Origin of the sequence: Flavobacterium chungbukense (assembly GCF_020805785.1) — a bacterium.
GTDB lineage: Bacteria > Bacteroidota > Bacteroidia > Flavobacteriales > Flavobacteriaceae > Flavobacterium > Flavobacterium chungbukense.
Genome location: NZ_JAJGZV010000002.1, coordinates 206,537 through 219,590, shown reverse-complemented (window position 1 = coordinate 219,590; position 13,054 = coordinate 206,537). Strand labels below are relative to the sequence as shown.

Below are 13,054 nucleotides of genomic sequence, written 5' to 3'. Positions count from 1 at the left end.
ACCAATATAAACACTAATTAACTCCTCCGCCTAAAGCTTTGTACAACAATACTTGTGAGTTTGCATTTCGCAATTGAATATCTACAAAATCCAGTTCTGCTTGCAGTTTGTTTTTCTGAGCATTAATAATTTCGAGATAATTGGCGTAACCACTCAAATACAGATCGTTTGAAACATTTACAGCAATTTCAAGATGATCAATTTCTTTTAATTTATATTTCAAAACATCTTCATAAGCTTCGTTTCTGTGCAATAATGCACTCAATTCGTTAAAAGCCGTTGTTACGCTATTTTGATATTGCAGAAATGAAATTTCTTGTCTTCTATTCGAAACATAAAATTCCTGTTTGATCTGACCTTTGTTGAAAACAGGAGCCGTTAATCCTCCCAAAATCTGCCAAGCAAAAGAGCCTGCATCAAATAAAGTGTTGAAAGAAAATGAATTAAAACCTGCATAACCACCCAAATTTACAGTTGGAAAAAACGCTGCACGAGCTGATTTTGCGTCTGCATTACTGGCCAATAATTCAAAATAAGCTTCTGAAACATCGGGCCTTTTATGAATAATAGAATCTACGCTGATTTTTTGATTTAAAACCTCTAAATGACCAGCTAAGAAATCTCTACTTCTGTCTATTTTTCCTCCGTATTCACCTAAAAGTGTTAGCAAAGCTTTTTCCGTCTGATCAATACTTAGTTTCAATTCAGAAGCTTCGGCATGAATATTATTGTTTTGCGCATTAAATTGCTGCACAGCTAATTCAGTTGCTTTTCCGACAGACCTTTGAGCCGAAACAATGTCTAGTGCTCTTTCCTGTGTTTTTAAGTTATCATCATAAATTGTAGCTTGTTTGTCTAAAGCGATAAGCTTAAAATACAAGTCGGCAACATCTCCTAAAAGACGTGTTTGCAATAAACGCATTCCTTGCTGAGAAACAAAATAACGTTGCTGTGCCGCTTTTTTGCGATTACTCAGTTTTCCCCAAATATCAGCTTCCCAAGAAACTTTTCCTCCTAAAAATAAATTAGGGGTAAGATCTTCGTTAATTCTTTGTTTTTCGCTAATATTCTGCGAAAAATTGGTGTCGTAATTACCAACGCCATCCATAGTATATTTTCCGTAATGCGTTCCAGAAGCATCAGCCACTAGTTCTAAAGAGGGCAGAAGTGCCAATTTCGCGACTTTTAAATGCGAATTGGCAATCAGGATTCTTTCCTGCATAATTAAATAATCAGGATTTTTGGCAATCGCTTTTTTTAGTAATTCCTCTAATTTGGGATCTTTAAAAAAAGTTTCTGTTTTTAGTGGAATAAAATTTTCTGTTGAAGCTTCTTTTCGTTGAGTATCAAAATTCTCTGGAAGCTTTGCAGCGTCTAATTTTGTACTGACTTTAGGCGCAGAACAGGCTGTCAAAAGTGAAATTGCGGTTATTACAACGGCACTTTTGGTTGTCCTTAGAAAAGGCATATTTGCATTTTTATATTGATTTAATATCTCTTTCATTGTTTAATTTTGTTTGTTCAATCTGCTAAGCAATTTTTAAAAAACACTAAAAACATTAGTTTTTAATTCTACTAACTAGCTTAGTTTTAATCTGCATAAATTTGCTTTAATCTGTATAAATCTGCGTGAAATACTTTTGCATATAGATTTTTTCACGCAGATTTTAAAAGATTTTAGCAGATCAAATAAGATTTTATTTGTTGGCTGAAACTATTTTATTCTATTTTTTACTCAACGAATTAATTGTTAGACTTATTCACTCGTTTTTCCAATTTTGCAAACAGTATATAAAGTCCCGGAATAATCAAGAGACCAAACACAGTTCCTATTAACATTCCTCCCGCAGCTGCTGTTCCGATGGAGCGGTTACCAATTGCACCTGCGCCAGAAGCAATACACAGCGGAATTAATCCTGAAATAAAAGCAAAAGAGGTCATCAAAATAGGTCTGAAACGAAGTCTGGCTCCTTCAATCGCGGCTTCGACAATGTCACGACCGAGTTTGTTCTGTGCCATAGCAAATTCTACAATCAAAATGGCATTTTTGGCGAGCAGACCAATCAGCATGACGAGTGCTACTTGAGCATAAATATTATTGTCGAGTCCGACCATTACAAGCGCAATGTAAGAACCGAAAACTCCAACCGGAAGACTTAATAATACTGGGAACGGAAGCAATAAACTTTCATATTGCGCTGCCAATAGTAAGTATACGAAAAGTATACAAAGCGCAAAAATGTATATGGTTTGATTTCCAGATAAAATCTCTTCACGTGTCATACCAGACCATTCCAGTTCAAAACGGCTAGGCAATTTTTCTGCTGCGATTCTTTCAACAGCAGCGATGGCATCTCCAGAACTGTAACCCTCAGCAGGTTCACCGTTAATCATAGCCGACATATACATGTTGTAACGCGTTAAAACTTCTGGACCATAAACTCTTTCTAATTTGATAAAGGTTGAAAAAGGAATCATTTCGCCTTTATCATTCTTCAAATACATATCTAAAATGCTTTCTGGATTTTGACGAAACTGCGGACTTGCCTGTACCATCACTTTATACATTTGAGAGAAACGGATAAAATTGGTTGCATAAAAAGAACCTAACATCGTCTGCAAAGTGCTCATGGCATTGTCTACCGAAATTCCTTTTTTAGCCGCAAGATCATAATCAATATGAATTAAATACTGCGGAAAAGTGGCGTCAAAACTCGAAAATGAATTCTGAATTTCTGGAGAAGCATTCAGTTCTTTGATAAACTCTTTGGTTACTTTATCGGTGTTGGTAATACTTCCGCCAGATTTATCCAGTAAACGAAGCTCAAAACCACTGGTGTTACCAAATCCAGGAACTGTTGGCGGTGCAAAAATCTCGATTTGCGCATCAGAAATTCCTTTTGTTTTTTCGGTAAGTTCTGCCATAAATTCGGTTACAGAAATATCACGTTCGCTCCAGTCTTTTAAGTTGATCATTCCCATTCCGTACGAAGCTCCAGCAATTTCAGTTACAATACTGTATCCTGCAAGAGTGGTTACGTTGTCAACTCCTTTAATTTCTTTTGCAATTCGTGTTACTTCATCTAAAGCTTTTTCAGTACGTTCTACCGTTGCGCCTTGTGGCGTTGTAACGCTTACATAAACCATTCCTTGATCTTCGGTCGGAATAAATCCAGATGCCAAGAATTTGGTTGTTCCCCAAGTTAAGACACAAAACAGCACTAATAAACCAACTGTAACGGTGTTACGATCTGCAAATTTCACTAATACTTTGATGTATTTTGAAGTGATATTATCAAACCAGTTGTTGAAACGTTGGAAAAAACGATCCAATAATGATTTTTTCTCTTTATTAGGATCGTGCGCTTTTAGCATTATAGCGCAAAGGGCAGGAGTAAGGGTGAGCGCGTTAATTCCCGAAATCACAATACTAATTGCCATCGTTAGAGAAAACTGCCTGTAGAAAACTCCCACTGGACCGCTCAAGAAAGCAACCGGAATAAACACGGCAGCCATTACAATCGTAATCGCAATAACAGCGCCTGTAATTTCTTTCATGGCGCTAATAGTAGCATCCATTGGTGACATATGTTCTTCGGAGATTTTTACGTGAACGGCTTCGACGACGACAATGGCATTATCTACTACAATTCCGATGGAAAGAACCAAGGCGAAGAGCGTCAATAAGTTAATCGAGAATCCCATCATCGACATAAAAGTAAATGAACCAATAAGCGCGACAGGAACTGCCAATACCGGAATCAAAGTCGATCTCCAATCTTGAAGGAAAAGGAAAACGACGAATGCTACTAAGATAAAGGCTTCAACTAAAGTTCTTAATACTTCATGAATAGAGGCATCAAGAAAACGAGAAACGTCATAAGCAATGTTGAATTCCATTCCAGGAGGAAAAGAAGAACCTTTCAATTCTGTCATTTTTTCTTTTACGCTGGCAATAACTTCAGAAGCATTAGAACCTGGGCGTTGTTTTAGCATGATCGATGCAGAAGGTTTTCCGTCGGTTTTAGAAACCATTCCGTAACTCATGGCACCAAATTCAATTTTAGAAATGTCTTTCAATCTTAAGATAGTTCCGTCAGCATTTGCTCTTAAAGGAACTTCTTCATATTGTTTAGGTTCGAAAAATTTTCCGCCGTATTTAATTACGTATTGTAGCTGATTGTTCATTTGTCCTGAACCTTCACCAACTTTTCCCGGAGCAGCAGAAATGTTTTGTTTTTGAAGTGAACTAATCACTTCATTTGCCGAAATATTATACGAAAGCATTTTTTCTGGATCCAGCCAGACACGCATCGAATATTCTTTTTGTCCCATGATTTCGGCGCGTCCGACACCGTCAATACGCTTTAATTCCTGCAGAATATTAATATCCGTAAAGTTGAAGATAAACTGCTCATCTTGAGTTTTGTCGGTACTTGTGATATTCAAATACATCAACATACTGTTTACTTCTTTTTCGGTCGTAACTCCCGCACGAATTACCTCTTCGGGAAGTTCGTCTAATATTGTTGTTACACGGTTTTGGACGTTTACGGCAGCCAGATCGGGATCGGTTCCTACTTCGAAGAAAACCTGAATTAAAGTCAAACCATCATTAGAAGTTACCGTAGACATGTACGTCATTCCGGGTACGCCATTGATAGCTCTTTCTAACGGAAGGGCGACAGCATTAGCCGAAACCTCTGCATTTGCTCCTGTATATTTTGCTGTAACGGTTACAGACGGTGGTACAATATCTGGAAATTGGGTAATAGGAAGCTGAAACAATGCCAGCAATCCCAAAAGGACTATCATAACCGAGATGATTAATGACAATATTTTCCTTTTGATAAATAACTCTATCATTTTAATTTTTTTAGATCAATAATTAAATAACTGTTTTACAGGTCGATAAACTACATTTGTTTGATGTTGATTTTATCTCCATCTCTCAACGATTGTGTGCCTTCTTCTACAATTAGGTCGTCTCTTTTTAGACCTTCATTCAGAATATAAACATCATCAAGAGTGGTTTCGATTGTAACATTCGTCATTTTAACTACTCCATCTTTTTTTACCACAAATACATACTGTTTGTCCTGAATAGAAAAAACAGCTTTCTGCGGAATTAAAATTGCATTCGTTTTCGGTTCTGAAATAATTAGTTTTCCAGAAGTCCCGTGTTTGATAAATCCTTGTGGATTGTGAAATTTTGCTTTGTATTGAATAGAACCAGTTTCTCTGTCGATTTCTCCATCAGCGGTTCTTAATTCTCCTTTTTTGTCATAAACTAGTCCGTTTGGCAATATTAATTTGATATCGCCTTGAGTGTTTAAAGTTTTGTCTTCCATCATTTGGAAATAGGTATTCTCAGGAATTGAGAAATAGGCATAAACATCATCCAATTGAGAAACAGTTGTCAATAATGAACCATTTTCTACCAAACTTCCTTCTTTAAAAGGAATTCTGTCTACAGTTCCATCAAATGGCGCACGGATTGTGGTAAAGCTAATCTGCTGATTAATTGCTTTTCTTTCTGCGGCGGCGTGCGCTAGTTTTGCTGAAGCAGCTTCGTGTTTTGCTTTAGATAATTCTAATTCTTTGTCAGCGATTACTTTTTTATTAAAAAGAGTTTGTGCTTGTTCGAGTTCTACAGTTGCGATTCTTAAATCGGCTTTGGCACTTTTGAAAACAGCTTCAGCTTTAAGAAGTTGGATCTGCAATTCAACATCGCTTATTTTGAAAAGAATTTGTCCTTTTTTTACTTTTTGTCCTTCGCTTACATAAACCTTGTCTAGTAAACCAGGAATACGAACGTGTATTTCTACGTTATTTTTTGCATGTACATCGGCAACAAATTTGCTCGAAACTATAGTGTCTTTTAAGGTAACTTTATAAACAGGAACTGTTTTTCTGTTATCTGAATTCTTTTTGGATTTGTCCCCGCACGAGACTAAAACGAATAAAGCCAAAGTGCATAAAAGGAATGGATTTTTATAAATGCTCATCATTAGGTTTTTAATTTTTGAATAAATAGATCTTCTTCCTAATACAGAATAAAAGGAAGTGAATTTGGATTTTTGATATAAAATGATGTTCGGATTCTTCAAGTTTAGAAGTTCCGTTTTTGGAGATATTTTTATATAAATGATCTTCTCAAAATACGAGGTGAACGTACACGAGGAATTGTTTCAGAGAACGTCTGAATTTTAATTATATAAAAACAATAAAATTTTGAAGCCTAGAAAAGTTGGTACAAATGCAGATAAGTATGCCTTTGAACCTGGTATATTGAAGCTATACCATATATTAAGCTCTTTTTGTAAAGCTTGAAGTTGACTAAATTGCTAAAATAAGGAACTTTGATCGTACTTTGTTCTAAAGTAGTTGCGCGTCCTTTTATCTTCTTTTTTACGACACAATGAAGATCAATTGTTTTAGAAGTAGAAAAGTCTGAGGAAAAACTTAGTAAATCGTCTGCCGTAACGCTGTCAAGTGTAATACAGCTGCTGGCATGATGAATCGGCTGATACGTCTCTGTTCCTCTAAAAAAAGAAAGCAGCGAAAGTAAAACGACATATATGAACTTTATAGGTTTCATTTACAGCACAGCAGATTAATTTTGTTCCTTAGAAATAGGCTTATAATTGTTTATAGTGCGCCAAATATAGCAAATTGAAAAGCAAGGATTCTTAAAATTTTCTAAAAACCTTATAAAATTAAGAGTTTGATAATAATTGAAGTTGGTTTTTAATTTTTCATTTTTTATTCAGTTTTACATTAAAAAGTATTAATTTCTATCTTATTTTTATGGAACTAATTAAAAACAATCAAAATGTCAAATCAGTTCGAACAAATAATTGAAGAAGCTTACAATGCTTTTAACGAAAGAAATATCAACAACTGTTTATCAACCATGCAGGAAGACGTTCAATGGTCAAAAGCTTGGGAAGGCGGTTACATAAGTGGTCACGACGAAATCCGTCAATATTGGACGAGACAATGGACCGAAATTAATCCGAAAGTAGAGCCAGTTGGTTTTGATGAAAGAGAAAATGGATGTCTGGAAGTAAAAGTACATCAAAATGTCAAAGATCTTCAAGGCAATTCGATGTTCGACGGATTTGTAAAACACGTTTATACTTTTGAAGATGGTTTAATTAAAACTATGGATATTGAGTTGGTGGAGAACTAATTGGCAAATAGATAATTTTTAGAATTTGGTAAACTTAATTTAATGGCACAAATAATTATACTACTATTACTGATGATAGCAATTGGCGTTTTCATTTATATCACAAAATATAAAGATGGAAAACCAAAAGTGGGAATAAAAAGAAATAATTATTCAGATTATTTTAAAGATTATAGTAGTTTAAAGTTGTATTGGACTTCCATATGTTTCATTTTTTTTGGTATTGCTATGTTGATTGCTATTTTGATTTTAGAAATAGTTTTTATTTAATGCTTTATCTGTAGCTGTGCGAAGTCTCAGACTTCTTACTCGCAGCTATAATCTTTTTCGAATTTATTTTTCTTTATGTCTAATGGGAGTGGGTACGAAGTCTGAGACTTCGCACAGCGAGTTGAAATTACAATTTAATATTCCGTAGGAATATATGGTCGGTAGAAAAAAATAATATCGATTTGCATGTGTCCTGTAAGGACACCTGTTTTTAACACAAAATTTATATTAATCAATCGTTCCTACGGAACGCATTAATCGTATTCGCATATAATTCTACCGACGAGACATTCCTACGGAATGAATTGTAGCTAAGGTGTTTAAACTAAAAAAGGTTTATACTTTTCAGCATAAACCTTAAATTCTTATAGTTATAAAAACATATTTCTTAATTCTGTCCAGCAGCAACTTTATCTACCAAAAACAATAATTCTCCAGAAACTGGCTTAATCAATTGCATTGGATATAACGTTGGATTAAACTCTCCAGTTGTAACTTCTTTCAAAGCATGAACTTTCTTTTCGCCAAAAGCCACCACAACAATTTTTTCTGCTTTGTTGATTAATGGGGCAGTTAGTGTAATTCTGTACATTTTCTGCGGAGCTAAATAATAAGCGTCAACCCATTTTGTTTGTTCTTCTAGAACAGCTTCACCAGGGAAAAGAGAAGCCGTGTGTCCGTCATCTCCCATACCTAATAAAATAAGGTCAAATTTACCTTCTTCACCCAAAATCTTTTTAATGATTCCTTCGTAAGTAACGGCATATTCTTCAGGCGTAACGCCGTCTTTGTACATTTCAAAAATATTTTCTTGCGGAATGCCAACATGACTTAATAAAGTGTAGTAAGACATTTTAGCATTACTCAAATCATCATTAAGCGGAACCCAGCGTTCGTCTCCCCAAAAAATATAAACTTTACTCCAGTCTATTTTATTTTTGTAAGCATCAGAAGCCAATAATTTGTAAATTCCTGCTGGAGAAGAACCTCCTGTAAGCACAGCTGTAAATTTGCCTTTTGTAGCAATTGCTTTCTCGGCTGATTCTACAAATAAATCTGCGGCAACAGTATTTATTTCTTCTGTATTATTGTATATCTGTATCATTTAAAACTTCTTCTTTTGTTTGTGTATTCGGAATCCATGCATGTCCTTGGCGTGCTAACAATTCGTCAGCTTCTTCAGGTCCCCAGCTTCCTGCTTTGTAATTCGGGAAATTTTTTGGAGCAGTTGTTTTCCAAACTTGCTGAATGGTATCGATTGCGTCCCAAGCTTCTTCAACTTGATCCCAACGCATAAATAGAGTAGGATCGCCTAGTAATGCATCTGCAAGTAATGTTTCATAAGCTTCTGGCGACATTGTTGAACAAGAAAAATAATCAAAAACCATTTCAGCAGGTCTTAAAGACATTGATAAACCTGGTTTTTTGGTCATAAACTGCAGTTTAATGTCCATTGAAGGCTGAATGTTGATAATCAATCGGTTTGGAGTCATACCTTCTTTTCCATAAGAAAATGAAGAATGCGGAACTGGTTTAAACTGAATAATGATAGAAGACTGTTTTTCTTCCATTCTTTTTCCAGAACGCAAATAGAACGGAATTCCCTGCCATCTCCAGTTGTCCAGATAAATCTTCATTGCTACATAAGTTTCTGTATTAGAATCTGGTGCAATACCTTTATCTTGACGATATCCTGGAACTGGAACGCCTTTTATTTCCCCTGCATCATATTGACCTCTAACAATATAGTGGTCAACTTCGTCTGGTTTGATACGGCGAATTGATTTTAAAACATCTGCTTTACGATTACGGATATCATCTGCATTTAAAGATGCAGGTGCTTCCATAGCCGTCATACATAAGATCTGAAGCAAGTGATTCTGAATCATATCTTTTAATGCTCCAACACCTTCGTAGAATCCGCCTCGTTCTTCAACGCCAACTTCTTCTGCAACTGTAATTTGCACGAAATCAATGAAATTACGACTCCATAGAGGTTCAAACATTGAATTTCCAAAACGGAAAGCCAAGATATTCTGAACGGTTTCTTTACCTAAATAATGGTCAATTCTATAAATCTGCTCTTCTTTGAAAGTCTGCGAAAGCATTTCATTCAATTCAATTGCAGAAGTTTTATCGTAACCAAAAGGTTTTTCTATAATAATACGGTCTTGTTTCGGGTTTGCCGCAAGTCCGATTTTTTTGATATTGCTAGAAATTGTTGAAATAAAAGAAGGTGTAATCGAAAGATAGAAAAGACGATTGGCACGTTCGCCAAAAGCCTGATCGAAATTGTTGATTTTTTCATTCAATCCGACATACGATTCTTCTTTATCAATATCAAGACTGTGGTACGTTATGTGCGAAAGAAATTTTTCCGTTTCTGGATCATCAATTCCTTTTCTTCTTGAAAAAAGATTTAAGTTTTCTGCGACATAACTGCGAAAATCTTCATTGGTTTTTTCTGCTCTACCAAGAGCAATAATCTGAAACTTTTCAGACATACGTCCGTCAAGGTACAGATTTTGAAATGCGGGAAAGAGTTTTCTCTTTGCCAAATCTCCGGTTCCTCCAAAAATAACAATGATTGTTGGATTCTTAAGTTTATTTTTAGTCATTGTGGTGTAGTTGTGTTGCTTAATTGTTATTCAGCCCATTGTGTATGGAAAACGCCTTCTTTGTCGATACGTTCGTAAGTATGAGCTCCAAAATAATCACGCTGTGCTTGAATTAGGTTTGTTGGCAGATTAGCAGATCGGTAAGCGTCGAAATATGCTAACGAATTCATTAATCCTGCTACAGGCAATCCTTGTTGAACCGCAAACTGAATTGCTGTTCTCATTCCTGCTTGGTTTTCTGTTAATTTTGAAGCGATTCCACCATCTAAAAGCAAGTTTGGTAAATCTGTTTTTGCAACGTATGCTTTTCTGAAATCTTCTAAAATAGTAGCACGAATGATACATCCGCCACGCCAGATTTTAGCAACCGTTTCTAAATTTAATCCGTAGTTGTATTCTTTAGAAGCGGTGTGAAGCTGCGCTAAACCTTGAGCATAAGTTACAACGATAGAAAAATACAAAGCCGATTTTAAAGCAGCAATTGCTTCGCTTTGAGGAACATTCGTTTCGTCAGCATTCCAAACTAATTTTTTAGCAGCCTCAATTCTTTCTGGTTTAGTTTTTGACATATCACGCATATTAACAGCTGCGTCGATTGTCGGAACTGGAACTTGTAAATCCATCGCATTTTGCGAAGTCCATTTTCCTGTACCTTTAGATCTTGCCCAATCCGAAATCTTGTTGATTAACTGTGTTCCGTCTTCGTCTTTTTGTTTTAAGATATTTCCGGTAATTTCAATCAAATATGATCTTAAATCATCCGTTTGATTCCATTCAGCAAACGTTTTTTGAATCGTTTCATCATCTAGTTTATAACCTCTTTTCATTAAGTCATAAATCTCAGAAATCAATTGCATGATTCCGTATTCGATTCCGTTGTGAACCATTTTTACGTAGTTACCAGCAGAACCGTTTCCTAAATATTCTACACAAGGTTCACCATCTACTTTTGCAGCAATCGCTTCAAAAATAGGGCGAAGTCTTTCATATGCTTTTTGATCTCCTCCTGGCATCATTGCAGGACCGAAACGAGCTCCTTTTTCACCGCCAGAAATTCCCATTCCGAAGAAATGAATTCCTTTTTCAGATAATTCTAAAAATCTTCTGTCAGTATCGGTAAAATAAGTGTTTCCACCATCAATAATAATATCTCCTTTATCTAAATGAGGAAGTAAACTTGCAATGGCACTATCAACAGGTTTTCCCGCAGGAACCAATAACATAATGGCTCTAGGCTGTTGAATAAGTTCTACAAAATGCTTAACGTCTGTAGTCGCTTCAATAGTATGGTCTGCATCAGCTTCTTGCTGAAGAGAATTGACTTTTTCTGTATCTAAATCTAAACCTGCCGCCGCAAAGTTGTGGCTAGCAATATTTAAAAGTAAGTTACGGCCCATTACACCGAGTCCTACAATTCCAAAATCAAATTTGTTCATAGTTTTCAATTAACTAAATTATTAGAAGATGTTGACTGCAAAAAGTAAGAGAAAAAACAGTAACGTTTTTTTATTCAGTGTTTTGCAGAAAAACAAAGTTTATTTTAATCTTACATTTCAAAATGTAGACCGCTAAGTTAGAGAAAAATGCTGAAAAAGAAGGAGTAAAATAGTTCACTTTTGGTCTTTATTGTGATACTTTTATAGGTGTTAAAAATACACTTATAACGCTGTTTATGAACTATATCGTTGTAAATGGTATAATCATATTTAACTTTGTAAAAGTTTCATACTTTGATAAGATTGATCTAATGGCTGTTCTATTTCTCTCGCAGATTTAGCTGATAAAGCAGATTTATTTTGATCTGAAAAATCTGCGAGAGAATATATTAAAAGAAAAGTGATGTTTTTAAAAAATCAAGGATAAATCATTAAAAACATAAAGGCAAATAAATTGACCAGAAGGACAACGCCATAAACGATATTCGATTTGCCTTTGCTTAAAGAAAGCATAACTGTAAAAACAGATAGTGCTAAAAGTACAATCGATTTAATATCAAGTCCGAGAACAATTGGCATTCCCATTATAATACAAACCGCTGCGACACTTGGAATTGTCAATCCGATACTGGCTAGGGCAGAACCTAAAGCTAGATTAAGACTTGTTTGCAATCTGTTTTTTCTTGCTGCAATGATCGCTGCAATAGCTTCGGGTAATAATATGATAATTGCAATGATAACTCCAACCAAAGATTTCGGAAGATTGTAACCTATAATAATAGTTTCAATAGTAGGAGAGAGCGTTTTGGCTAATAAAACTACAATTCCTAAACTGATCAAAAGAAAAATAAGACTGGTATAAAATGTTTTGTTATTGATTTCAATTGGATGTGTTTTAGATTCATCTTCACTAGTCGCATTGGTTAGAAAATATTGACGATAACCTTTTGTTTGTGCAAATAAAAATGAGCCGTAAATAACCAAGCAAGCAATAGAAGCAAATATTAATTGTGGAGTAGAATAATAAGATCCGTGAACACTTTCTGTAAATGTTGGAAAAACTAATGTAAATACAATAATAGAAATCAAAGAAACTAAACCAATGGTAACAGAAGAAGTAGAGAAATTCTGTTCGTAATGTTTGATGCTTCCAATAAGAAGACACAATCCGATAATACCATTCAAGATAAGCATTGTCGCGGCGTAAACCGTATCTCTAGCCAAAGAAGCTGCTTCAGAACCTTCTGAAAGCATTAAAGAGACAATAATAGAAACTTCAATCACAGTAATAGAAATCGCCAAAATTATCGTTCCATAAGGTTCGCCAACGCGTTCTGCAATAATTTCGGAATGATGAACGGCAGACATTACGCTAAGAATAAGCAAAATACTAGCAACAATTTGAAATATACTGCTGTTGTCTACTAATCCGGTAAATAAAAGAACCCACGATAGAATCGGAATTATGATGGTCCACTGTAATAATTGTTTCATTAGTTTTCTTTTTTAGTTTTTAGAAATTAAGCCGATAGGGC

General features: G+C 35.2%; 9 protein-coding genes. 1 reads left to right on the top strand and 8 read right to left on the bottom strand.

The features are described from left to right. Nucleotides 1–13 precede the first annotated feature (13 nt). The 4 genes from LL966_RS06185 to LL966_RS06170 form a co-directional block, all read right to left on the bottom strand. Nucleotides 14–1,504: a TolC family protein gene (locus LL966_RS06185; protein WP_229351286.1), complete on the bottom strand. Its 1,491-nt coding sequence runs from the start codon at nt 1,502–1,504 to the stop codon at nt 14–16. 239 nt (nt 1,505–1,743) lie between these two features. Continuing rightward, nucleotides 1,744–4,866 (bottom strand): efflux RND transporter permease subunit, encoded by a 3,123-nt coding sequence (locus LL966_RS06180; protein ID WP_229351284.1) that lies wholly within the window; start codon nt 4,864–4,866, stop codon nt 1,744–1,746. Between the two features lie 50 nt (nt 4,867–4,916). Further along, nucleotides 4,917–6,008, bottom strand: a complete 1,092-nt coding sequence (locus LL966_RS06175) for an efflux RND transporter periplasmic adaptor subunit (RefSeq protein ID WP_229351282.1) — start codon at nt 6,006–6,008, stop codon at nt 4,917–4,919. A gap of 233 nt (nt 6,009–6,241) precedes the next feature. Next, nucleotides 6,242–6,601 carry a hypothetical protein gene (locus LL966_RS06170; protein WP_229351280.1) on the bottom strand — a complete coding sequence of 120 codons (360 nt, stop codon included), beginning with the start codon at nt 6,599–6,601 and terminating at the stop codon, nt 6,242–6,244. A 234-nt stretch (nt 6,602–6,835) separates the two neighbouring features. On the opposite strand from LL966_RS06170, the gene LL966_RS06165 reads away from it, so the two are divergent. Next, entirely contained in the window at nt 6,836–7,195 is a 360-nt protein-coding gene (locus tag LL966_RS06165; RefSeq protein ID WP_229351278.1) for a nuclear transport factor 2 family protein, read from the top strand. Nucleotides 7,196–7,853: 658 nt separating this feature from the next. On the opposite strand, the gene pgl is transcribed toward LL966_RS06165, so the two are convergent. From pgl to LL966_RS06145, 4 genes are all read right to left on the bottom strand, one after another. Further along, the gene (gene pgl / locus LL966_RS06160) at nt 7,854–8,570 is read right to left on the bottom strand and encodes a 6-phosphogluconolactonase (protein ID WP_229351276.1); all 717 of its coding nucleotides are present in this window, start codon (nt 8,568–8,570) and stop codon (nt 7,854–7,856) included. Continuing rightward, the gene (gene zwf, locus LL966_RS06155) at nt 8,551–10,083 is read right to left on the bottom strand and encodes a glucose-6-phosphate dehydrogenase (RefSeq protein WP_229351274.1); all 1,533 of its coding nucleotides are present in this window, start codon (nt 10,081–10,083) and stop codon (nt 8,551–8,553) included. Before zwf ends, pgl begins: the two co-directional genes overlap by 20 nt. 26 nt (nt 10,084–10,109) lie before the next feature. Continuing rightward, a complete protein-coding gene (gndA, locus tag LL966_RS06150) occupies nt 10,110–11,519 on the bottom strand; it encodes an NADP-dependent phosphogluconate dehydrogenase (RefSeq protein ID WP_229351272.1) in 1,410 nt (469 codons plus the stop codon). A 417-nt stretch (nt 11,520–11,936) separates the two neighbouring features. Next, a complete protein-coding gene (locus tag LL966_RS06145; RefSeq protein WP_229351270.1) occupies nt 11,937–13,013 on the bottom strand; it encodes a calcium:proton antiporter in 1,077 nt (358 codons plus the stop codon). Between the last annotated feature and the right edge of the window lie 41 nt (nt 13,014–13,054).